Raw genomic sequence first — 22,886 nt, 5'->3', positions numbered from 1 at the left:
CGCTGACAGACTTCGAATGGGCGCGACAGGTCAATCCATAAGCAGCTTGGTATGAAGCCTATATACGCAGCCAGCGGCACGAGGGTTGGACCCTGCTCCCTGCCCACTATGACGATGGCGGCCTCTCCGGCGGCAGCATGAACCGGCCGGCCCTGCAGCGCCTCCTCGCCGATATTGCTTCGGGCCGGGTCGACCTGGTTGTGGTCTACAAGGTCGACCGCCTGACCCGTTCGTTGTCCGACTTCGCCAAGATCGTCGAGGTGTTCGACGGCCATGGCGCATCCTTCGTCTCGGTTACGCAGCAGTTTAACACCACTACCAGCATGGGACGGCTGACGCTCAACATGCTGCTGTCCTTCGCGCAGTTCGAGCGCGAGGTCACCGGCGAACGCATCCGCGACAAAATTGCCGCCTCCAAGCGCAAGGGCATGTGGATGGGCGGGTCTGTTCCCCTTGGCTACGAGGTCCGGGATCGCAAGCTGGTGGTACACCAGGCCGAGGCCGCGTTGGTCCGCCGCATCTACCAGGTCTACCTGGATTTCGGGACGGTGCGACTAGCGCAACGGCACCTCGCCGCGGAGGGCATCATGGGCAAGGGCGGCCGTGCTCTGGAGCGCGGGGCGTTGTTTCACCTGCTGCAGAACCGCCTCTATCGCGGCGAGATCGCGCATCGAGGCCAGGTTTACGCCGGCGAGCACGCGGCGATCATCGATATCGCGCTGTGGGAGGCGGCGCAGCAGCAGCTTGCCCAAGGGCGAGCGGATCGCCGGTCGGGTGCCAATGCCAGCTACCCGAGCCTGCTGGCGGGGCTGCTTACCGATCCCATGGGCGAACCGATGATGCCGACGCATGCAAGCAAGGCGGGACGGCGGTATCGCTACTATGTTTCGAGCCGACTGCTCACGGGCCTCCGCGAGGAGCATGCCGATGCACTGCGGGTGCCGGCGGCCGCGCTGGAGCGGGTGGTTGCTGACAGGCTCATCCGCCTGCTCACCGATGGAACCGAACTGCTTGGAGTGATGCGGTCCGCGGACGACTTGCCAACAGAGGGCGCACAGCAGCGCAGCATGCTCGCCGCGGCGCAGAACCTGGCACGTCGATGGCAGCAGCAGGGGAACACCGTGGAGCGCGAGACGCTGCTGGCTTTGGATGCGCAAGTTGCAGTGCAGCGGCACGAGATGACCATCCACCTCTCGTCGCAGCGGCTGCTTGCGGTGCTCTCCCGAAAGGCTCGTCAGGCCTCATTCGCATCCGACGACGAGGCTGATGGGCATCTCCCGCGCATTACAATCACGGAGGCGGTAGCACTGCGGCGGGCGGGTCGGGAGATGGCGCTGCTGGTCGCATCGACGGTTGCTGCGGATCGGGCAGACCCTTCGCTAATCAGGCTGGTTGCGAAAGCCTGGGCGCTGCGCGAGGCACTGGTCTCGAGCAGCGCCCAAAGTCTGACGGCCTTCGCGGCCGAACAGGGCATGTCCCAATCCTACGCGACGCGGCTAGTTCGTCTCGCCTGGCTGGCGCCGGACATCATCGAGGCGATCCTCCATGGCCGCCAGCCGGCCAACCTGAGCGCGTCCCGACTGATGCGGGACACCCGTATTCCAACCGACTGGCAGGAACAGCGCCAGGCGCTCGGCTTCGTCTGAGCTGGGGCTGTCGACCGACCATCGGCCGCACTGGTAGAGGTCAGCAGCAGGCTGCCTCACGGCAGGCACCAATCGCCGCTCCCGGACCCCCATCCGTACTGCCACAATGCCCATGGGAGACGCGGGCGCACTTTGGCCGCCAGAAACCGCCCCACCGGCGTCTCTTATGTACAACTGAGGAAACGCCGCGGCGTGTCAGGCCGGAAGCCCGGGGCTTTCGTTACCACCGGCCCAAACACCCCCAAATGGCTGCGACAGGCTGACTGGGTGGTTGTGGACGCAGTCTCGAGCGAACCCGTCTCAGTCAAACCAGGTGCCTACATTCCCTGTTCAACGGGAAAATACAGGGATGAACAGCGTATCCACGCCCTTGGGGGTGAGGGCATCTCCGACAAAGGAAACCAGCTCAAAGGGTTGTGGGCCCGTTCCCTGGCACGGTGAACAGGGAAATACAGCTGGTAGGTCAGGGATTAGATTGGAGCTTGCAGGGACCCGGCGTCGGTCATGTCATGGCTAGCCGCAGCTGTGGCAGAGCCCCTCTGCCGGTAGCGGTGGCCAGGCTGCAGCCCAAAACCCTGGGCGAACAATCTCTCGCTAAGGTTTTCATGCCTTAATTCTCGGTCCACTCACGACAGCCAGGCCTGGAGCCAGCCGATGCGCGCAGACAGGAAACCTCAGCCGCCAGCAACCAGGACCGCTCCGCGGAAAGGACCCGGACGGCCCGAGTACTATAGTTACGAGCAGTATATGCAAGTCTGGCTGTTCGTTCAGGAGTTGATGGCGCGCAACGGCTGGTCGGCCAACCGCGCCTGCCTCTCGTGCGACTTGACGTGGATTGTCGGCGGTCGTGGTGGATCGGAACTAAACTATAAAATACGAGGGCAGACGCTTCGTAGCCTCTACCAACGGGCCAATCGCGTTTTGAGGATAGAGCGTGAGGAACAAGAGGAGTTTCTACGAGCACTTCAGCGGATCGGCGGCACCAGCCTTCGTGCTGCCGACCCGCTCCCTATCGCGGCGGCTTGGAACGCCGAACTGCAGCGCCGGTTCGCTTCGGACAGCTAATTTGCCTAATAGGGCATCTTTTTTTCTATTACTCCACAACTGCAGCGTGATCATTAAGCGGTCTCCCAACCCAATGGAGACCACCGATGGTTTACCCATCGCCGAACCAAGCTCAGCCCACCCGCCTGATCCGAACTGAGGCGGCTCACTATCTCGCGGTCGAGTATCGTCCTCTTTCCAGCCTGCGGCTCGACCCGCGCAACCCGCGAATTCACAGCCCGCGGCAGATCCGCCAGATCGGCCGCAGCATCAAGGCCTTCGGGTTCAACGTCCCGGTGCTGGTCGACAGGGAGGGCAGGGTGGTGGCCGGCCACGGCCGGGTGCTGGCCTGCCAGCATCTCGGTTGGACCGAGGTGCCGACTATCCGCCTTGATCACCTGGGCCCAGAGCAGGCCCGCGCCTTCATGGTGGCCGATAACCGCCTGACCGAAACCTCGTCCTGGGACGAGCGACTGCTCGGCGAAACCCTGCGCGACCTCGCAGAACTGGAACTCGAGTTCAGCCTCGAGGCGACAGGCTTCGAGATGGGCGAGATCGACCTAAAGATTGAGGGCCTCACCACCAGTTCCGAAGGCAAGCCAGATCCGGCTGACACCATCCTCCCGCCGCCCGCTGGCCCTGCGATCACCCGGCCTGGCGACCTGTGGCTGCTGGGCCGTCACCGGCTGCTCTGCGGTAGTGCGCTGGAAGAGACTTCCTACGCGGCTCTCATGCCAGGCGAGCAGGCGGCAATGGTGTTCACGGACCCGCCCTATAACGTGCCCATCGCCGGGCATGTGAGCGGCCTTGGCGCCGTCCAGCATCGAGAATTCGCCATGGCCTCGGGCGAAATGAGCGGCCCCGAGTTCACTGCCTTCCTCCGCACCGCCCTCGGGCTGGCGGCCCGGAATAGCCAGGACGGCTCGCTGCATTTCGTCTGTATGGACTGGCGACACATGGCGGAACTGTTGACAGCCGGTGGCGAGGCCTATTCCGAGCTCAAAAACCTCTGCATTTGGGCGAAAAACAACGCAGGAATGGGCTCCCTGTACCGCAGCCAGCACGAGCTGGTATTCGTCTTCAAGTCCGGCCATGCCCCACACCGGAACAATATCGAGCTCGGCCGCCATGGGCGGCACCGTAGCAATCTCTGGTCCTACCCTGGCGTTAACTCCTTCGGGCGACCCTCGGAGGAGGGCAACCTGCTGGCGCTGCACCCGACCGTAAAACCTGTGAAGCTGGTAGCTGACGCCATCCTCGATTGCTCGTCCCGTGGTGACTGGGTGCTCGATCCGTTTCTCGGTAGTGGTACCAGCTTGATGGCGGCCGAGCGAGTTGGACGCAGATGCTGCGGCTTGGAACTCGACCCGCTCTACGTCGACACCATCATTCGTCGCTGGCAGGCCATGACCGGCGACACCGCCCGGCAGGCAGGGAGCGGCAGGTCCTTTAATGAGACTGCCGCGGAGGTCTCGAATACGCCAACCCTGCAGTGCGAGGAGCCCCGTCATGGCACGTAAGCTCAAGGGCGATTACGAGGTCGGCTTTGGCAGGCCGCCGCAGCATAGCCGCTTCCGTGCGGGTCATTCTGGCAATCCCAAAGGCCGGCCCAAGGGGGCCAAAAACCTCGAAACCCTGCTAGCCGAAGCCTTAAACGAGAAGGTTGTAGTCAAGGAGGACGGCCGACGCCGGGCAATCACCAAACGCGAGATCATCATCAAGCAGCTGGTCAACAAGTCGGCCGGCGCTGACCTCCAGGCCATCCGCATGCTGCTGGGCGTGACGCAAGGGTTCAAAAGCGCAGCTGTGGACGTCGATGATTCTGAGGCAGGGGACCAGCCTCTATCCGAAGCTGACCGGCAGGTCATGGAGGAGCTGAGCAGGCGCCTGCTGCGGCCCGAGGAGGATGGGGATGCCTAACCTTACTCCACGGGAGTATGCCGCCTTCCTGCGGCAGGATTTCTGTGCCTTCGCCCAGCGCTGTTTCCACGAGATCAACCCGGGGGCGGATTTCGTCCCCGGGGTGTTCATTGAACTACTAGCATCGAAGCTTACCGCGGTCCGCACAGGCCGCATCAAGCGACTCATCATCAACATCCCGCCGCGCTACCTCAAGTCGCTGCTCGGCAGTGTGGCGTTGCCGGCCTGGTGGCTGGGCCACACGCCCACGGCGCAGATCATCTGCGCCAGCTACGCTCAGGACCTCGCGGATAAGCTGTCGCGGGACTGCCGGACGGTCATGTCGGCATCTTGGTACCAGTCGTTGTTCCTGACCCGCCTGTCGCGCCAGCGCCAGGCCGCCGGGGAGTTCGTTACCACGGCACATGGTTCCCGCCTGGCCACTTCGGTCGGAGGCGTCTTGACCGGACGTGGTGCCGACCTGCTGATCGTTGATGATCCACTCAAGCCTGATGAGGCGCTCTCAGGAGCGCAGCGGGGCGCCGTCAATGCCTGGTTCAGCAATACGCTGCTCAGCCGCCTAAACGACAAGCGCAACGGTGCGATAATCCTTATTATGCAGCGGCTGCATGAGGACGACCTGACCGGTTATCTGCTACGGCAGGGCGGATGGGATGTGTTGCGCCTGCCCGCTATTGCAGAGGCCGACGAAGAGCATCACATCGAGGTAGAGTTCGGCCGGCTCCGTACCTTTCGTCGACGCGCGGGTGACGCGCTGCACCCGGAGCGGGAGCCGATCGAGGTACTTCGAGACATGCGCCGGACGATGGGCGAGTACAACTTCGCCGGCCAGTATCAGCAGTCCCCGGCACCCTTGGACGGCGGCATGGTCAAACGCGACTGGCTGAGATTTTATGCTCCGGGTGACCTACCGGCGGACTTCGACTTGGTCTTCCAAAGCTGGGATACGGCGAGCAAGCCGACGGAACTCAGCGACTACAGTGTATGCACCACTTGGGGTGCAAAGGGCGGAGATCTTTATCTGCTGCATGTGCTGCGCAAGCAGCTGGATTACCCCGGTCTCAAGCGGGCTGTCCGAGAGCAAGCCGCCCTGCATAATGCGGCGGCCGTGGTGATCGAGGACAAGGCGTCCGGCATCCAGCTCATCCAGGATCTGATCGGTGAGGGGATGCACGCGGTCAAGGCTTACAAGCCGGCTGGCGACAAGATCATGCGCCTGCATGCGCAAACGGCGATGATCGAAAATGGCTTCGTCCACCTGCCCCGGGAGGCTCCTTGGCTGGACAGCTACGTCCATGAGCTGCTGATTTTTCCCAACGGACGCTATGACGACCAAGTGGACTCCACGGCTCAAGCCCTGGACTGGTTCCGGCAGCGCCCGACTGAGCCTGCCATGCTGACATACTACCGGCGCATGTCAGAGCAACTCGATCGGCAAGAAGCAGATTAATATTCCTGCTTGGGTGACCCTGGAGCATGGCTCACCTCCGTCCCGGCTTGCAGCGCGGCAGGCGCTCGAAGCGGTAGGCATAGTCTACAGTGGCTAGCCTGACCGGGTCCCAACAATGCTCCGCGACCCGACAGCTTAGGGCGTCCGGGCGCAGCGCTACCACCTACTCGACGTGCTCAGGGTGCGGCTGGAGTTTCCGGCGCTGCTGCGCCGCGCGCTGGCGCACGCGGAGCACCCCGGATCCTGATGGAGGACGCGAGCTCCGGCTCAACCCTGGCCCAGGCGCTCCACCCCGCAGCGGGGCGGCCGGGACCTCGATCCGGCCGCGGTTGGACAAGCCGGTGCGGGCGCAGCGGGCCTCGACGGTGTTCGAGACCGGGCAGGTGCTGCTACCGGCGGAGGCGCCCTGGCTCGCCGAGTACCGGCGCGAGCTGCTGGCCTTCCCGGGCGGGCGGCACGACGACCAAGTGAACAGCACGATGCAGTTCCTGGCCTGGGCGGAGGAGCGCCACGTCGCGCTGCCCGACCTCACGCTGATCCTCATCACCACCGAGCCCTGGCCCGACGTTTACCGGTCCGGCTGGTAAGGTCGCTCCACGGCCGCTCTGCCGCGGCCGTGGAGGGCTTAACATTCATGTGTGGCGTGGCGCCGGACTTGATCGCCGGCCGGCAGGGCAGACTATGCTCACGTATACAAAACGCCAAAACTGCAAAAATCCGAAACGGTTTACGTCCCAGCGCACTTGTGAATCCTGCGGGCGATTGCTGATTACGCCAGGAAGGAGGCCCATGCGGACAGTACCGCCGCAGATTTAGAACGCTGCGCCTCTGCGGCGCCGGTGATCTCCGTCCCGGGCGAGACAACCGGTTCCCGGCGGAGTGGAAGCGTCGGCGCTACTCCGTAGGCCGTGACGGCGGCCCCCTTCGGGGAGGACCCGGCTTCGGGGCCGTGTCACTGAGCTGGCGCGGCTTTGCCGAGTGTCTAGTGACCTACGCGGAGCAAAGAGGAATGACAGATGACGGGAGCCTTCCGGAGCAGTCATCATGAAGGGGGCGTCTTCCGGCTGCTCGTCCCTGCGGGCGACACGGCGCCGTCCGGAGCGCCGTCGCTTGAGACGGCCGGTCGGCGGTGGCGGCCTGTCGACCACGGGGCCGTGCCGCTCCCCGCAGACGGCCCGGAGTACAACTGCGTCTCGTACTCCTGGGGACGCGGGAGGACACCGAATCCGTTCGACCCGGACCGGCCCATGTCTGATCGAGCCTTGCCCGCCCTCGAGACTGCGATCGTGGCGTCGGAGGCTCCACCTCCCGCCGTCTGGCTGGACGCCGTGTGCATGCCGACAAAGGAAGCGGCCCGTAGCCTTTGTTTGCGGAGCATGGGCGCCATCTACGCCGCCGCGAGCGGCGTGCTTGTCGTCCTATCGTCCTCGGCCTCCTCCGTGCTGCACAAGGTTCGGCGTGGCGAAGCCCTAGGCCTGGACGACCTTCGGCTGCTCGAAGCGGACCATCGGGTCGGCCGGGCGTGGACCTACCAGGAGATGGCCAACAACAATGCGGTCGGCTTGGTCGCTGAAGGCGACACGGCCGCCCTCGTCGTTGGCAACAAGCTTTTTAACGCCATCGGTCACGCCATCACGCATTACCGTAGGGCGGAGCGGGTCGATGCCTACGAGTTCCGCAAGCGGCAACCCCGGCTGGATGCCCTCGAGACGCTGACCGACGACGACTGGCTCATGGCCGGTTACCCGAGCGTTCCGCCTACCGGATTATGAGCGACATGGCGGGCAGGGCCGCCGCCGACCCCGACGACTTAGCTCCTGGACCCCGGCGGATCGGGAACAGCCCGGCTGCGCGACGTCGGCGCTTTCGTCGGGTCGGTGCCACAAACTAGGGAGACGGTGACCATTGGATAGGCGACGGTCCTCGGGAACAGGGTGTTTGGCGGTGTGCGCGGATCAGCAGCCCGGAGCTGACGAGCCGCGAAGGGTGGGCCGACGCCGCCGATTGACGTTGTCATTACGCGGCGGCGAGCGGCCGGCAAGCCGGGTGGAAACAGGCTGCAGAAGGGGGCGCATCGATGAATAATCTGGCCGACTGGTTGGAGCTGGCACCCCAGCCGGCTCCGCTCGAGCCTGGTAGGAAATGGCATGTGTTTCTCAGCTACCGCTCGTCGGAGCGGCCCTGGGTACTCTCGCTGTACGACACCCTGACGCAGCTGGGCTACTTAGTCTTCATGGACCAGTTCGTTCTGAACTCCGGTGCAGCCTTGGCGCGCTCACTCGAGGAGAACCTGGAGGCTAGCCAAGCCGGTGTCCTTATCTGGTCGACCCGTAGCGACGACTCGGAGTGGTGCAGGCGCGAGTACGACAGCTTCCTGGTGCTTCGGGACGAGCGCGGGTTCCGGTTCGTCATCGCCCGACTGCCTGGCGCGACGATACCGCTTTTCGCGCGCACTGCCATCTGGGAGGACTTCTCGGAACTGCGCGACGGGCCCAGCGGCACAGCGCTGCTACGGCTGCTGCATGGTCTTCAGGGACAGCCCATTCCAGCGCGCGCTGTCCGGCTCGCGGCGGATATCGATCAGCAGACAAAGCGAAGCTTGGCACTGCTGAAGGCGCATACTGATGCATACGACGCGCCAGCTATCGAGCAGCTTGCGAAGTCAAGCGACCTAGCTTGGCGGACTGGTCCTCTGTTGCCCTGCGCCGCCGCCGAGGCACTGATTTCTATGCGCGCCCATGACGCAGCGCTTGTCGTGCTGGACCGGACCGAGGCGGCTTTTCCGCAAGCCATCCGGCCGCGGCAGCTACGTGGCCTCGCTTTGGCACGTTCGGGCCGTTGGAGGGAGGCCAAGGCGGTGCTTGGTGAGCTGTACGAGTTGGGCGAACGGGACTCGGAGACCGTCGGCATCTATGCCCGCACGTGGATGGACTCCTTCGAGGCCACGGGTGACCGCCTGCACCTGCGGCGCTCGCGCGATCTCTATGCCGAAGGCTTCGACTTAGCGTCGTGCAGCTACTACCTGGGCGTGAACGCCGCGGCAAAGAGCATCTTCCTCGATGATCTGGACGCCGGCAAAGACTTCGCGCAGCGGGTGCAGGCCATCGTCGGCACTGAGCCCAAGCCCGGCGACTACTGGCACACGGCCACCGTGGCCGAGGTGCAACTGATCCAGAGGAACTTCGTCGAGGCGGCGTGGCTATACAGCCACGCCGTTGCGATGACGCCGGGGCGTACCGGTGACCATGCTTCCAGCTGCAAGCAAGCTCGCAGGCTGCTGGCGCACCTGGCACCGTCCCCGCAGGAAGCTTCCCGCGTGCTCGCCGCCTTCCGCCGTGTCGTGCAAGCCGACGACGCGGCTTCTGCTGTGGAAGCGATACGCGGATCCGGCCAGAAGGTCGTCACATTTTGCGGCTTCTCAGGTACCGGCTACGAGGACCCGGCGGCCGTGGAGCGCGTGTTGCGCGAGCAGCTGGCGCGCTTCGCGCCGCAGTCGACCGCCATCTGCGCTGGCGCAACAGTCGAGGGCGTCGGCATGATATACCCTGTCGCCCGGCGCAAGGGGTTCCGCACCATCGGTATCGTCTCCTCGCGCGCTGAAACGGAGGGCGCGGCGATGTCGGACGATGTGGAGGTCGTCTACGTCATTAAGGACGACACCTGGGGCGGCCGGCAGGGGACGCGGTTGTCACCGACCTCGGAAGCCATGGTGGAGGCCTGCGACGAGATGATCGGCATCGGCGGTGGCGCCATCGCGCGCGATGAGCTGGAAGAGGCGCGCAGGCGCGGCAAACCCGTCACGTTCTTCCCCGCGGACATGAACCATGCGCTGGCCGCGGAGAGGGCACACAAGTTAGGGGATCCGCCGCCCACCGATTTCCGCGGCGAGGCCTACGCCCTATTCGACTCGCCGTAGGAAGGAGCACCCATGAGGAGGTACGCTGTCGTATTCGTCCATGGCCTAGCCAAGAAGCCGCCGCCGGCGAAGCTGGAGGAGATCTGGCGCTGGGGCCTGAGCCGCCCGGATCCCAACGGGGAGGCTTTTCCGAACCCGAACCCGGGCATCGACCTCGACGTGGAGGGCGTGCCGGCGCTCTTCAACTATTACGCCGACGTGTTCTACAGCGAGGACCACGAGACGGAGTTCGGGTCCTACTACGAGGCCGAGAGCGCAGTGGTGCGACCGGACAAGCTCGACGCGGTGGCCGGCGAGCTGCGGCCGCCCCAGCCCGCGAACGAGCGCGAGCGCCGGTTCCTGGCCGAGTTCGAGCGCAAGATGAGCGAGCAACCGACGCCGCCGACGCCGCCTTCGGTGCTTGCAGCTCCGGCGGTGGCCGACGCGGCGCAGTTCGAGATCGCGTCTTGGGTGCCCGGACCAGTCAAGCAGGCCATCATCAAGAAGGCCGCGATGGAGGCCTACTACTTCCTGTTCGACAAGGAGTACCGGCGCGAGGACGGGCAAATATTCAATGTGCGGCAGGAGCTGCGCCAACGCCTTCTGGACGCCCTGCGCGAGGCTGGGCGAAAGGCTGGGAGGGTCGTACTGGTGACGCACAGCATGGGTACCATGGTCGCGTACGATGTACTGCGCAACTGCCCAGACTGCCCGCCGGTGGACACACTCTTCACCCTGGGCTCACCGCTTGGTGTGCAGGAGGTGCAGGACGAGCTCGTCGCCTTCGGTCAGGACCGGGTTGACTTCCCTTCCGCCACGCTGCGGCGCTGGATCAACGTCTACGACCCGCTGGACCCGGTGTGCGGCGCAGACCCGCGGCTTGCCAACGACTACCGGGAAGCCGACGGCAAGCGCGTGGAGGACGTGCGGGAGAGCAACTGGGGCAGCTGGCGACACACGATCACACACTACCTCGCCGGCAAGCAACTGCGCACGCACCTTGCCGAGGCGCTGGAGGTGCAACTGCGATGAGCCCGCAGACCCCGGAAGGCGTTGCCGCCGCACTTCAACAGGGCCTCTACGGCGATCCGCCGCAGCAGTTGCTGGCCCAGGCCGCTCGGTTCATCGCCGACGCGTTGGCCTCGCCCACTGCGGCCATGGGCAAGGACGAGATCCGCAGCGCGGTGCGGCTGCTCAACAGCCATCGGCACTTTGATCTCACGCGGCTGATCGGCCAAGCTTGGCACGACACCCGGGGCTGCGATGCCCGCATCCAAAAGCACTTGGCTCAGGCGCTGATCGAGTTGGGTGCCTTCGATGCGGCCGACAGCCTGCTCGACGAAGGCTTCGACGCGGCAGCCACGTCCGGGGACCTGGACTTCCTTCCAGAAGTTCCCGAGTACCAGGGGCTGCGCGGCCGCATCCTCAAGCAGAAGTTCGTGCGGGATGGTGACCTCAATCTGCTGCGTGCCGCAACCGACGCCTACCTGAAGCAGTACCTTGCGACAACGAGCTTCTATCATGGCGTCAACGTCGTCGCCCTGCGACTGCTGGAGATCCAGAACGACCTTCCGCCTCGGGAGGGGATTGACGCTGGGATCCTGGCGAGAGCAATGCTCGAGGCGGCACGGGCCGTGCGCCGCCGCGATGCCACGAGCCCCTGGGCGCTGGCCACGGCTTCCGAAGCCTGCTTGGCGATGCACGAGGCGGAGCCGGACGCCGGATGGTGCGACCAGTCCGAGCTGTGGCTCCACCGCTTTCTCGCCCACCCGGAAGCTGGTCCGTTCGCGATCGAGAGCTATCACCGCCAGTTGCGCGAGATCTGGCGAGGCGACGCGCGGGGCAATCAAACCTGCGCCGATCGTCTCGCGGGCATCGTTGAGCGGCACGTGGTGCGGACGCAGCGGCGCTGGTCGGTCGATCCGGCACGAGCGAGGGAACTTGCCGAGCACCCCGAGGAGTTGGAGAAAAACTTCTCCGGCGAGAAGTCGTTCACCGTGTCCGATCTGCGCTGCATGCTTGCGCTGTGCCCGAACATCGCCAGCGTGACCGACGCCAGCGGTGTGCGCATGGGCACGGGCTTCCTCATGCCGGGTAGCACCTTCGGGCTGGGGGCCGAGTTGGTGTTCGTTACCAACGCCCACGTGGTCAGCGATAGCGTGCCGCAAGCGCTGCGCCCGGCGGACGCGCGCGTCACGTTCGAGATCGAGGCGGCCGCCACCGGCAAGCCCCGGACGCACGAGCTCGACCGGGTCCTGTTCACGTCGGAGCCCGAAGAAGTGGGCCGCGTGCTCGAGACGCCAGAGAAACTCGATGTCACGATCGTCTCGCTCAAGTCGCTGCCCGGATGCGTGAAGGGCCTGCCGCGTGCGGCCAACGTCCCGCTACCCTCGCCGACCACCAAGGCCTTCGTCGTTGGGCACCCGAAGGCCGGCCCGCTGCAGTTCTCGATGAATGACAGCGTGCTGTTGGACGTCTGCCGCTACGAGCGGCTGATGCATTACCGCACGCCGACCGAACCGGGCAGTTCTGGCAGCCCAGTCTTCAACTCAAAATGGGAGGTCGTGGCCTTGCATCACGCCGGCTCGCAGAAAGCCCCTCGCCTGAACGGGCGGGGTGAATACCAAGCCAATGAGGCGATCACTCTGCGGGCGATATGCCAGGCGATAGCGGTAAGAGGCTATCCGCCCTAACTGTCTGGTCGCGGAGCATTGTTGGGATCCGGTCAGGCTAGCCATTGTAGACTATGCCTACCGCTTCGAGCGCCTGCCTCGCTCCAAGCCGGGACGGAGGTGAGCCATGCTCCAGATCCATCCCAATGCCCGCACTACCCCTGCCGTCCAGGCCGAGATTGCCCGCTCCGGCGAGCCCAGCGGCGTCCTGGCTGAGCGCTATGGCGTCAGCACCGAGACCATCCGCAAGTGGCGCAAGCGCGGGCCTGGGGATTGCCTCGACCACTCGGCCAAGCCTCATAAGTCGGCCCTGAATAACCCCGTCAGGCCGCGCTGGCTGTAACGGGGAGAAGGTCCGGCTGGGCGATTGTGTGGATGAGGCTGGTGAGGAGGGCGAGCAAAAGAGCCCTGAGGTAGGCGAGGATCTTGCGGATGCTGTGCCCGCAGCCGCACAGGACGGCGTAGAGCGCGTCACCGAGGGTGCCCTTGAGGGCGCAACGAGCAAGGCGGCCGTCGGTCTTCATGTGGCCGATCTCGGGCTCGATGGCGCTGCGTCGCCGGAGGAGCTTGCGTAAGCGTGGCGTCAGGCCGCGCCGGGTGCCGCTGACGAGCACCGTCGTGCCGTGGACGCGATGGCCGCGATAGCGGCGATCGACCGCAGCGAGGGTGGGGCAGGATCCGGTGAGGGTCTCCACCTGCTGGAGGGCCTCGGGAAGGGTGTGGCCGTCGTAGGGGTTACCGGGCATGGAGCGCATGCCGACGACAAAGCCCCCGGCGAGGGTGGTGGCGATGCTCACCTTGCAGTCGAACTCATAGCGCACCCGCGCCTTGCCCTTGGAGATGCAGTCCACCTCCGGTTCATGCAGGGCGTAGATCTTACCGGGGCTTTTCGGCGTCTGCTGTAGCAGGCGCGTGACGAGCGCCATGCGTTGCTCGATCCGCGTCCGCAGCCCCCTTTGGGGCAGGGCGCCGAGCTTGCGGCCGATGTCACGCAGCACACGCCCGGTGTAGCCCTTGAGCGTGCGCAGCACCTTGCGCATGCGCCGGAACTGCCGGGCATGGGCGTGCAGCCCTGCCTGCGCTGCCAGGCGTGGAGCCTTGCGGTTGTAGTTCTATCGCAAGGTGATCCCGGCTTTGCTGGCCAGCGTCACCAGGGAGCGGCGCGCCCTCTCGTACAGCCTGCTGTCGGTCGGATGCGCGATGGCCTTCTCCATCACCGTGGTGTCCACCGCGATCTCGGCCAGGCCGCGCGGCGTCACGGCACCGCAGGCACGTCCTGTAGCGGCTGGGTGAATGCTCCCCAGAAGTGCTGGCTGAAAATTCCCCAGTCCAGCGCCACTGCCCGGGCCCGGGGGCGAGCCCCCGGGCCCGGGCGGCGCCGGCCATGCTCCAGGATGCCCTCCGGCATCATGGGAGCAGCCGGTGGTCACCCTTGGGGAGCTCGTCATGATCCTGGATCTCGCCCGGCAGGGCCTGACCGTCTCGGCTATCGCCCGCCGCACCGGCCACGATCGCAAGACCATCCGCACCTACATCGCGCGCGGCTTGGAGCCGCCAGCCTACAAGCCGCGGCCGCCAGCCCCGTCGCCGCTGGCGCCCTTCGAGGCCTTCCTGCGCGAGCGTGTTGGCCGCTTCCCTGACCTGACCGGCCGGCGCCTGTGGCGCGAGGTCCGCGACCTTGGCTTTGATGGCGGCTACTCCACCGTGACCGACTTCCTGCGCACCGTCCGGCCGCCGGCCACACCCGCCTTTGAACGTCGCTTCGAGACCCCGCCCGGACGTCAGGCGCAGGTCGACTTCGCCCACTTCCGGGTCCGCTTCGAGGACGAGCCCGGCGCCGAGCGCATCGTCTGGCTATTCTCCCTGGTGCTCGGTCACAGCCGGATGATGTGGGCCCGCTTCGTCGCCCAGCAGGACCTCGCCACCGTGCTGCGCTGCCACGTCGCTGCCTTCGAGGCGCTCGGCGGCGTGCCGGAGCAGATCCTCTACGACCGGATGCGCACCGCGGTCCTCGGCGAGGTCGACGGGCGCGGCATCGTCTACAACGACAAGCTCCTCGCCCTGGCTGGTCATTACGGCTACCTGCCCAAGGCCTGCCGGCCCTACCGCGCCAAGACCAAGGGTAAGGTCGAGAGGCCGTTCCGCTACGTCCGCGAGGACTTCTTCCTGGCCAGGGCCTTCCGCAACCTCGGCGACCTGAACGCCCAGTTCACCCAGTGGCTCGACCAGGTCGCCAACCGTCGCCTGCACGGCACCACGGGGCGCATCGTCATCGAGCACTTCACCGAGGAGCGGCCAGCGCTCAGGCCGCTGCCGGCCGGGCCGTTCAACGCCGTCCTCCGCCTCGAGCGGCGCATCTCGCACGAGGGCATGGTTTCGGTCGGCGGCAACCTCTACTCCGTCCCCGACGGCACACGCCGGCGTCCGGTCGAGGTGCAGGTCACCGCCGCCGAGGTCCAGATCCTGGAGGAGGGCCAGCTCATCGCCGTCCATCCCGTGCTTGAGGGCCGTAGCCGGCGCCGCATCGCCGAGGGGCACCGCAGCCTGCCACCGCCCTCCAACAGCACCACGCCTCGGCATGGAGCCACAGCGCCGTCAGGACCGCCCGCCGGCGTGACGCCCCGGTCGCTGGCCATCTACGAGGCGGTCGGCCGCAGGCTCGCCGCCGGGGAGCCTGCACGATGACCGCCGCGCCGGCCACCCTCGACCGCATCCGCCGCCACCTGGTCGGCCTCCGCATGCCGCGGGCCCTCGAGGTGCTGGAGCACCTGCTGCGCCAGCTCGAGCGCGGCGAGATCTCCGCCCTCGAGGCCATCGACAGCCTGCTCGACGAGGAGCTCAGCCTGCGCGAGGGCCGCAGGGTCAAGGCCGCCCTCAAGATGGGCCGGCTGCTGACCATCAAGACCCTCGCCGGGTTCGACTTCGCGTTCCAGCCATCCCTCGACCGCAACCGCATCCTGACCCTCGCCGGGCTCGACTTCATCAGCCGCCACGAGGTCGTCCATTTCCTCGGCCAGCCCGGCTGCGGCAAGACCCACCTCGCCATCGCTCTTGCCGTCGAGGCCGTCCAGGCCGGCCGCAGCGTCTACTTCACCACCCTCGCCGAGCTCATCGGCTCGCTGGCCAAGGCCGAGCGCGAGGGCACGCTGCGCGAGCGCATCCGGTTCCTCTTGTTCTTTCAACTGGTCAACGCCCGCTACGAGCGCGGCGCCATGATCCTGACCTCCAACCGCGGCTTTGCCGAATGGGGCGAGGTGTTCGGCGACACCGTCGTCGCCACCGCCCTGCTCGACCGCCTCCTCCACCACGCCATCGTCGTCCGCATCGAGGGCGCCAGCTACCGCCTCCGCCGCCATGCCGATCTGCTGCCCGACACCAGCTCAGCCCGACCGATAACTCCGCCTGACCCGCCACGCCGGCGCGGCAGGCCACCCAAGCTCCGAACCGCCGACCTCACCGCCGCGACATAATCACCAGCCAAACTGGGGAATTTTCAGCCAGCGCTTTTGCGGAAATCCACCTCAGCATTGACACGTCCTGCCTCGATGGTCTTGGTCAGCAGCCACTCCACACCCTCCTCGCCGATGCGACCACGCCAGCGGCTGAGTGAGGAGGGATGAATGGGCAGCCGGTGCTGGAAGAAGGTCTCGCCAGTGAAATGCTGGAAGTACGGGTTCTCCACCCAGCGGGCGAGCACCGCCTCATCGGAGAGGCCATAGGTATGCTGCAGGACCAGCAACCCAGCCACCAGCCGCGGATTGGTAGCAGGCCGTCCCTCCTGAGCAGGAAAGAAGCTGGCCCATTCCCGCTCGAACCAGTCCCAGTCGATCAGCGCCGCCAGTCGAACCAGCTCATGCCGCCTGTCGACGATGTCGACGAGGCGCGGCCGTAGAAGGTCGGCCTGTTCCAGCGGGCGCGGGCGATGCTTCATGCCCGCCAGAATTGCAGGATTAACACCCCATTCCAATCAAACCTTGCAATTCCACAGCGTCCAAACCGGCGCAGCTCCCAGACAGATCAGTGGGTTGCGAGTTATTCAGGGCCACCCACTTCGCCCTCGACGACCTCACCTTCGTCGTTAGCCACTTCCTACCCCACCTCAACCGCCACAGCGTCTGGCGCATTCTCAGGGCCGAGGGGCTCAGCCGGAGGCCACCGCCACCCTAGGACCGTCCTAGGCGAGGCGAGGGCCGCTTCCGGGACTATGACCTCGGCTTCATCCACATCGACATCAAGCACCTGCCGAAGCTGCAAACCGCCAACGGCGAGCGCCGCAAGCGCTACCTCTACGTTGCAATCGACCGGCGCTCGCGCTCCGTCCACCTCGCCGTCAAGGATGGTGAGACCGAGCGCAGCGCCATCGCCTTTCTCCGCGAGGCCGCCACCGCCTTCCCCTTCCGCCTCACCCATGTGCTGACCGACAATGGCAGCTGCTTCAACCCAGCCTTCGCCAGGGTTTGTGCCGAGCTCGGCGCCGAGTACCGCCACACCCGACCCTACTCGCCCCACACCAATGGCATGGTGGAGCGCTTCGATGGCCGGGTCGGCAGCGAGGTGCTGGGCATCACCATCTGGTCCCACCAGCAACTCGAGCAGCTGCTCCGTGGCTTCAACGCCGCTTACAACAGTCGCCGTCAGCGGGTCCTCGACGGCAAAACCCCCGACCAGGTTGTCGGCGAACGCCTCAAGGCCCGACGAAAGCTGGCCCGAGCCAAGCCGGAGGGACGTGCTGGCCCAGAGGACATCGCCAAGGCCCGCCTCATCGCCGAAGCCGCCAAGGAGGTCTCACAACCAGACAGCTAAGAGTCCTTTTGTGGACGGCCACTCCAACGCAAGGACGATGTGAAGTCGTAGCGCCGCGGTCGGGTGCGGTCATGATGGGATGGACGGCCCGCTTTCCTAACTGATCTCCTGGCCGAGAATGCGGCCAGGGGACCCAGCGAGAGGAAGCGAGGATGGCGGTCGAGGTCATTGGTCTCGACCTGGCCAACGCCGTCACGACACATACATCACGCGAGAAACTCCATCTGGCGTCACAAATGCGGCTAGTCCCGATCCATTGGCTGGTGCACATGGTGGGTTGCGAACAATTGCGGAAAGGTTGGCTTGGGCCCATCCATCCCTGTCGAGGCGTATTTCGTGGATCTGGTGGTCGGCTTTACCTCGGTAGACTACACGCACGACGCCGTCGTGAGAGACGTAGGCGATCGGCGCTCCGGCCGCGGGTGTAGCAGGTGGGTTGCGCACGAGATCTGCCAATCTGGCTCTTGCCCAACCATCATGATCAAGGTGGATCTCGTATATGTGGGCATCGGTCTGTCCTCGATAGAACACCCGGGCCACACCGTCGGGACCAACGAGAACAGCGGGCTGATCCAAGCTTGCTGCCGGCGCGGGCGGCTCATTTCGGACTAGAGCAGATAGATCTGCGTGTGCCCATCCTTCTCCGTCAAGTCGAATCTCGTGGACTCGTCTGTCCAAGCCGACGTAGACCACACGCAACACCTGATCCGGGCTGATGTAGACGGCCGGATCAGTCGCAGCGGCAAGTGCGGGTGGCTGGTTTCTGACGATGGACGAAACGTCTGCGTGCATCCAACCATGGCCCTCAAGCCGCAACTCGTGGATATGTCCGTCATCGAGCCCTCGGTAGAATACACGCGGCACGCCATCAGCGTTCACGATGGCGGAAGGGCGGCCGACGGCTGGAGGTGAAGGCGGCTCGTTCTGAACGATGGCGGATAAGTCAGCTTGAGCCCATCCCTCTTGGTCTAGTCGGATCTCGTGGACGCGCCTGTCCCAGCCCACGTAGATCGCGCGCCACACGCCGTCTGGCGTGACGAAGGGAGCCGGTCCGGAGATTGACGATGATGCCGCAGGAGGATTTCGGACAAGCGCAGACAAGTTGGCTTGCGCCCACCCCTCTCTGTCGAGTCTAATTTCTTGAACCTGTCCCTGCCAGTCAGCGTAGAGCACACGACCTACCCCATCCGGCGTAACATACGTTGCAAGATTACCAGCCGCTGCGGGTGAGGGAGGGGTGTTCCGGACAAGGATTGATACGTCCGCCACTGCCCAGCCTTGCTGGTCAAGGCGTATGTCGAGGATGTGCTGCTGGGTTAATGCAGGCCAGTTTCCCGCTGGGGCTGCTACGTTGAGACTTGACGGCCAAGGGTGCTCTTCAGGCCGACGGGGCCACTGCATTGCATCGAGGTGCCACCGGTTCGCATCAGAGGGCAGAACACCACCCATGTTGTAGCGCTCAACGATAAGGTGCGCGAGCTTTTCCTTCCTGCTTAAAATCTGATCCTGCTGGGCCGGTTCCGGCGGCCTTGCTCCTCGCCGCGTCTCAGTTGGGATCACCTTGCCTTCGAAGATACATTCGAGCCGCCAGATCTCCTTTCGAAGACTGATAATCTCATCGCAGAGCTCCCAAGCCCGAGATCTGGTGGGAATGTTCCGGTGAACGTCTGCGGCGCGCATGTATCCATAAGCCATTGCGATCCTGATCAGCCCGGTATCGACTGTAGTGGTTCCATGTAGATCAGGGGAAAGGGTTGGCTGAATGATTCGTACGTTGCGCCCCTTTCCCCAACCGGTCGGCGGATGGAGGTCACGCTCAAGGTGCTCGTCGATACTGATGTCAACGAGCCCCCGCGCGACGAGCTCGGGCAGCTTCTTGCCACCGTAAGGCGCATGGCGGTCAGCGCCCGATTTTGATGCCACTACGCCGTAGATAGTGTCTGCCCCTAATGAGAGTGCAGCCTCCATCGGGAGCACGGTCCGGAAGCCGCCATCGATATACCACTCGCCACCAAGGCGAACTGGTTTGAAGACGCCCGCGATACTTGATGAAGCTAAGATGCCTGAAACGATGTCAGTGGTCACCGGATCACCAGGAAGAGCCATGCAGGTCGCTAGGTCTCTCCGCATCTCGTTAATGCGTCTGGTTAAGTCCTTTACCTGCTTCGCCACTACGGCCTTATTGGGTGCTCCTACGAAATCTGCGCTGAGGGAATTGAGCTCCTCCTGCAAAGCCTCTATTTGATGAATAATTTCGCGGCATTCTTCCCTAGGACCAAGGACTGACCGGGTGTTGTCCCGCTCCAGTAGCGCACCCGTCTCGGTCACGTAGCGCAACGCGCCGGTTTCCAAGCTGACGGTTGCAAGCCGCAGTTTTTGAGCGCCACCGGCACTCCAAGCGGCGATATGACCAGGATCAAGTTGTCGCTCAAATCCAGCGTTAGGATTACCGCGGAGTCGCCATTCAATAGGCGCTAGACTGAATAGGGAAGTGGCTTCCTTCATTTCCTTGAGGGCGGTCAGTACTGCGACCGCATCGTCAGCCCAGAGAGCCAAGGAAATGCCTTCAGCAATTTTCTCGAGCATTCCCCATTCTGGGAATTTTGTATCTGGACCATCAATCCGGTCACCCGGCTCGTCCAAGAGGACAGATCTGATCCTTTTGTCGATACGGCTGAGCCATGGCTCCTCTTGATACATATCAGAGTTGACGGAGAGGCTTAGCCAAATGGCCTCAAGCCCCGAGAGACCTTGGTTAGGCCCCCCTTCGCCCTCTGCGAGTTTGGCGCCATTGATGGCACCGACTGAGCAGCCACAGATAATGTCGGGACGGATCCCTTGTTCATACAGATAGCGAATAGCGCCAACCTCGAAGTCACCCTTGGCTCCACCACCACTTAGGACAAAAGCTACCGGCATGATCTTCCTCCTCCTACGTTTTTAGGTGGCGCCCCTGGGCGCGAACTACTAAACGCCGGTCGGCCGTGCTGCATGCTAGATTCAGTAACCAATGCTAATTGTGTTACTTTGCAGATTGGACGAGCTTGCGTACGTAGCCGTGATTACCGTACACAGGCGGCGCGATCAGGGGACCAGGCGAGGCACTCGCCGATGCGCTTCCGATTGGCAGTCACGGCGTTCGACCTTCCTAGGCCGAAACCAGCTGCCGGGCTCTTATCAAACGGGCTCTTAGGTGAGGACCGACCGAAGATAGCTGCGGTTGGCGTGTCTGCCGCCATCAATGCGGACGGCTCCTCCGCCGGTAACTGCGCGGTTGTGCACGCGTCTCCTCCCTACCGCCAGGACGACTGACAGGTAACGCTAGGCTTGTACAAAGCGGAAACCATATCGCCTTCTTCTATCCAGAAGCATAGAACAGGTTCCTCACATTCGACCAAGCTACGCGTCAGATTACACCAGGACGTGATCTGTCCGGGTGCGAGAGGATACTCTGGGCTCAACCCTCGCATTGGGAGCAGGCATGTCAGCCGTCCTTGCTCGCCGTCCGGAAAACATGCTCGGTAACGTTATCGCGCAAGGGGTTGAGGAGCTGAAATAGCTCAACGCCAACGCGGCGGTGTTGCACCGGGTTAGTCTGCTGTGCGGGTTGGTGGGCTGGAATGCTGTTTGCGGGTCGCGCGCCGGATATTGCGGACCGCTTGCTCGACTGGCGGCTCGGCCCAGCAGTATCAGCCCTGGCGACGGGGCTGAAGGATTTCTGGCTCATCTTCACTCCTTAGGAGTTACGATGAGCCAGAAATCCTCCGCCTCTGACCCGCCTCAAACGTCTCATGGGCCCTGACACCGGACAATCGCGCGACATCAGCCTCGACCAGCGCCCGCCAGTTGTACCCCGACGCGCTCTGGTGCCGAACATCGGCGCTGCGTGTCGCTGGCTCATCCCGTCCACATGGCAGGCACGCCGAACCCGCGCATAAAGATCCACGACTTTCATCCCCCCGGCCTTTCGCCAGCCGCTCTGACGAAAGGCGGGGCAGCGCTCCTATTTCACGCCGCCGCAGCCAAACTACCCAGTCGCTCCTTGAGGGACTTTCTCTCCGACGCTCTCAGTGACCCAAAACTGACTGATTCTGAACAACGCACGCTATTTTGTGCGCCTTTCATAGTTTTCACGTAGCTCAACGTAGAAATTTCCGACTGGGGTAAGTCGAACTACGCCGATTAGATTCTGTCTGTCAGGAATTGCATCAATATCGACCATTTCAATATATCCACCATCGCGTAAATATCTTAGCTCGCGCTCGAAGTTTCCGTTTTTCCGATACAAATATTCTGTACCATCGCGTTGCCGATGGTAGATTTCTTTAAGATGTCGAAAGATGTAAAACCCCATGGAAAACACAACAAGCTCGTTAATCACGTTCTGCTGTTGTTCAATTTGTTGCTGCTGCTTGTTCAGCTGTGATTGTTGATCGTGAAGATTCGCTGCGAGCTGTTGGACGGCGGCACGCTTCTGCTCCGAGCGTATGGCGTTCCGAATTTTGAAACACGCAGGTCCGAGAGCGGCGACCAGCCTCTCTGAATCGTTCTGCGCCAAAAACGGCGCCAAGCTAACACCTGCCAAATCCGATGGCAGCTTTAGGTTACTGTCTCGTTGGCACACGGCGAATGTGCGTGACCTTCCCAAGCGGCCCATAAAAAGCCCGAGTTCTAGGAGGACATTATCTCTCGGAGCGTTTTTTTGTTCCCCCGCACTTACCAGCAGATCCGCAGGCGTCAACACGAGTACTGCAAAGTCGAATGTATCGAGTGCCTGCACCAGGGATTCTAGCGTCCCCATACTCAGGCCAAATACTCCCTCATCCCAAACCTCAGCGTCGGCTACGTCGGATAGCTGCACTTGAATTGCTCTAGCAACCTCCTTTCCGCTGCTGGATGAACCGATAAACACTCTGGCCCTTGTCGCTAGACTGTCGGTGGTACCGTTTCGAGAAAGGGCGCTCGTCCGGCTTTCTGGCCCAGCACCTTGTAATTCGCCCGACATTCGTTCCTCCCTCACGAGACGGTACAGTCACGGGAATGATCGGTCCCGTTGGGTGGTCCGCGACGGATGTTAGTGTCGCGGTGGCGCGGACGCCACCGGTCGGGGTGACGCAGGCGGCGGCGCAGCGGGCGTGGTTCAGAATCATACCAAGCGCACGAAGGTTCCACCTTTGGGCCCACCGGTCGGCTTTGAAGCTCCTGTAGCGGTCAAGGGGCTGCGGAAGCCGTCTGGGACGGGCGTGTCGGCCGGCAGAGATAGCCAAAGATCTCGCGGGCGACGTAGCGTTTGAGGCAGCGGATGATTTCGGGCTTGTTCTTTCCCTCTGCGGTGCGTCGGCTGACGTAGTCGAGGGTGGGTTGGTGGGCTCGCATGCGGACGATGACCACGCGATAGAGGGCCGCGGAACTGGCCGGACTGGTGGGTGGCGAGATCGAGGCCGCAGAACTTCAGG

General features: G+C 64.0%; 15 protein-coding genes and 3 pseudogenes. 14 read left to right on the top strand and 4 right to left on the bottom strand.

Annotated features, from left to right (window positions below):
• Positions 1–137: 137 nt before the first annotated feature.
• From AC5JJ6_RS12555 to AC5JJ6_RS12505, 11 genes and pseudogenes are all read left to right on the top strand, one after another.
• Positions 138–1,646 (top strand): recombinase family protein, encoded by a 1,509-nt coding sequence (locus tag AC5JJ6_RS12555; RefSeq protein WP_496042359.1) that lies wholly within the window; start codon positions 138–140, stop codon positions 1,644–1,646.
• A gap of 747 nt (positions 1,647–2,393) precedes the next feature.
• Positions 2,394–2,711 carry a hypothetical protein gene (locus AC5JJ6_RS12550; RefSeq protein ID WP_496042358.1) on the top strand — a complete coding sequence of 106 codons (318 nt, stop codon included), beginning with the start codon at positions 2,394–2,396 and terminating at the stop codon, positions 2,709–2,711.
• Between the two features lie 86 nt (positions 2,712–2,797).
• Positions 2,798–4,210, top strand: coding sequence for a site-specific DNA-methyltransferase (locus tag AC5JJ6_RS12545; RefSeq protein ID WP_496042357.1), 1,413 nt, complete (start codon positions 2,798–2,800; stop codon positions 4,208–4,210).
• Positions 4,200–4,610 (top strand): DUF5681 domain-containing protein, encoded by a 411-nt coding sequence (locus tag AC5JJ6_RS12540; protein ID WP_496042356.1) that lies wholly within the window; start codon positions 4,200–4,202, stop codon positions 4,608–4,610. The genes AC5JJ6_RS12545 and AC5JJ6_RS12540 overlap by 11 nt, the downstream gene beginning before the upstream one ends.
• Positions 4,603–6,060 (top strand): phage terminase large subunit, encoded by a 1,458-nt coding sequence (gene terL, locus AC5JJ6_RS12535; RefSeq protein ID WP_496042355.1) that lies wholly within the window; start codon positions 4,603–4,605, stop codon positions 6,058–6,060. The genes AC5JJ6_RS12540 and terL overlap by 8 nt, the downstream gene beginning before the upstream one ends.
• A gap of 329 nt (positions 6,061–6,389) precedes the next feature.
• Positions 6,390–6,647, top strand: a complete 258-nt coding sequence (locus AC5JJ6_RS12530) for a hypothetical protein (protein WP_496042354.1) — start codon at positions 6,390–6,392, stop codon at positions 6,645–6,647.
• Between the two features lie 429 nt (positions 6,648–7,076).
• Positions 7,077–7,832, top strand: a complete 756-nt coding sequence (locus AC5JJ6_RS12525) for an HET domain-containing protein (RefSeq protein WP_496042353.1) — start codon at positions 7,077–7,079, stop codon at positions 7,830–7,832.
• A gap of 305 nt (positions 7,833–8,137) precedes the next feature.
• Positions 8,138–9,976: a TIR domain-containing protein gene (locus AC5JJ6_RS12520; RefSeq protein WP_496042352.1), complete on the top strand. Its 1,839-nt coding sequence runs from the start codon at positions 8,138–8,140 to the stop codon at positions 9,974–9,976.
• 12 nt (positions 9,977–9,988) lie between these two features.
• Positions 9,989–10,987 carry an esterase/lipase family protein gene (locus AC5JJ6_RS12515; RefSeq protein ID WP_496042351.1) on the top strand — a complete coding sequence of 333 codons (999 nt, stop codon included), beginning with the start codon at positions 9,989–9,991 and terminating at the stop codon, positions 10,985–10,987.
• The gene (locus AC5JJ6_RS12510; protein WP_496042350.1) at positions 10,984–12,648 is read left to right on the top strand and encodes a serine protease; all 1,665 of its coding nucleotides are present in this window, start codon (positions 10,984–10,986) and stop codon (positions 12,646–12,648) included. The genes AC5JJ6_RS12515 and AC5JJ6_RS12510 overlap by 4 nt, the downstream gene beginning before the upstream one ends.
• 106 nt (positions 12,649–12,754) lie before the next feature.
• Positions 12,755–12,931, top strand: a pseudogene (locus AC5JJ6_RS12505) (IS481 family transposase); the annotation flags it as partial.
• Positions 12,932–12,950: 19 nt separating this feature from the next.
• On the opposite strand, the pseudogene AC5JJ6_RS12500 reads toward AC5JJ6_RS12505, so the two are convergent.
• Positions 12,951–13,904 (bottom strand): annotated as a pseudogene (locus AC5JJ6_RS12500) (IS5 family transposase); the annotation flags it as partial.
• A gap of 145 nt (positions 13,905–14,049) precedes the next feature.
• On the opposite strand from AC5JJ6_RS12500, the gene istA reads away from it, so the two are divergent.
• Both istA and AC5JJ6_RS12490 read left to right on the top strand, forming a co-directional pair.
• Positions 14,050–15,312, top strand: a complete 1,263-nt coding sequence (gene istA / locus AC5JJ6_RS12495; RefSeq protein ID WP_496042349.1) for an IS21 family transposase — start codon at positions 14,050–14,052, stop codon at positions 15,310–15,312.
• Between the two features lie 53 nt (positions 15,313–15,365).
• Positions 15,366–16,097 (top strand): ATP-binding protein, encoded by a 732-nt coding sequence (locus AC5JJ6_RS12490; protein ID WP_496042348.1) that lies wholly within the window; start codon positions 15,366–15,368, stop codon positions 16,095–16,097.
• Between the two features lie 44 nt (positions 16,098–16,141).
• Here the strand turns inward: AC5JJ6_RS12490 and AC5JJ6_RS12485 are convergent.
• Positions 16,142–16,558, bottom strand: a pseudogene (locus tag AC5JJ6_RS12485) (transposase); the annotation flags it as partial.
• A gap of 287 nt (positions 16,559–16,845) precedes the next feature.
• On the opposite strand from AC5JJ6_RS12485, the gene AC5JJ6_RS12480 reads away from it, so the two are divergent.
• Positions 16,846–17,430, top strand: coding sequence for a DDE-type integrase/transposase/recombinase (locus AC5JJ6_RS12480; protein ID WP_496042360.1), 585 nt, complete (start codon positions 16,846–16,848; stop codon positions 17,428–17,430).
• Between the two features lie 192 nt (positions 17,431–17,622).
• Here the strand turns inward: AC5JJ6_RS12480 and AC5JJ6_RS12475 are convergent, their stop codons facing one another.
• Both AC5JJ6_RS12475 and AC5JJ6_RS12470 read right to left on the bottom strand, forming a co-directional pair.
• Positions 17,623–20,349, bottom strand: coding sequence for a patatin-like phospholipase family protein (locus tag AC5JJ6_RS12475; protein ID WP_496042347.1), 2,727 nt, complete (start codon positions 20,347–20,349; stop codon positions 17,623–17,625).
• A gap of 1,186 nt (positions 20,350–21,535) precedes the next feature.
• Positions 21,536–22,435 carry a TIR domain-containing protein gene (locus tag AC5JJ6_RS12470; protein WP_496042346.1) on the bottom strand — a complete coding sequence of 300 codons (900 nt, stop codon included), beginning with the start codon at positions 22,433–22,435 and terminating at the stop codon, positions 21,536–21,538.
• Between the last annotated feature and the right edge of the window lie 451 nt (positions 22,436–22,886).

The organism is Skermanella sp. (genome assembly GCF_059503625.1).
Note: the sequence above shows the minus strand (reverse complement) of the source record. Positions and strands in the feature narration are given on the sequence as shown.

Coding starts and splice junctions, on each gene's coding strand:
- AC5JJ6_RS12555 (WP_496042359.1), top strand. CDS start 138: ATGAACCGGCCGGCCCTGCAGCGCCTCCTCGCCGATATTGCTTCGGGC.
- AC5JJ6_RS12550 (WP_496042358.1), top strand. CDS start 2,394: ATGCAAGTCTGGCTGTTCGTTCAGGAGTTGATGGCGCGCAACGGCTGG.
- AC5JJ6_RS12545 (WP_496042357.1), top strand. CDS start 2,798: ATGGTTTACCCATCGCCGAACCAAGCTCAGCCCACCCGCCTGATCCGA.
- AC5JJ6_RS12540 (WP_496042356.1), top strand. CDS start 4,200: ATGGCACGTAAGCTCAAGGGCGATTACGAGGTCGGCTTTGGCAGGCCG.
- terL (WP_496042355.1), top strand. CDS start 4,603: ATGCCTAACCTTACTCCACGGGAGTATGCCGCCTTCCTGCGGCAGGAT.
- AC5JJ6_RS12525 (WP_496042353.1), top strand. CDS start 7,077: ATGACGGGAGCCTTCCGGAGCAGTCATCATGAAGGGGGCGTCTTCCGG.
- AC5JJ6_RS12520 (WP_496042352.1), top strand. CDS start 8,138: ATGAATAATCTGGCCGACTGGTTGGAGCTGGCACCCCAGCCGGCTCCG.
- AC5JJ6_RS12515 (WP_496042351.1), top strand. CDS start 9,989: ATGAGGAGGTACGCTGTCGTATTCGTCCATGGCCTAGCCAAGAAGCCG.
- AC5JJ6_RS12510 (WP_496042350.1), top strand. CDS start 10,984: ATGAGCCCGCAGACCCCGGAAGGCGTTGCCGCCGCACTTCAACAGGGC.
- AC5JJ6_RS12490 (WP_496042348.1), top strand. CDS start 15,366: ATGCCGCGGGCCCTCGAGGTGCTGGAGCACCTGCTGCGCCAGCTCGAG.
- AC5JJ6_RS12475 (WP_496042347.1), bottom strand. CDS start 20,349: ATGCCGGTAGCTTTTGTCCTAAGTGGTGGTGGAGCCAAGGGTGACTTC.
- AC5JJ6_RS12470 (WP_496042346.1), bottom strand. CDS start 22,435: ATGTCGGGCGAATTACAAGGTGCTGGGCCAGAAAGCCGGACGAGCGCC.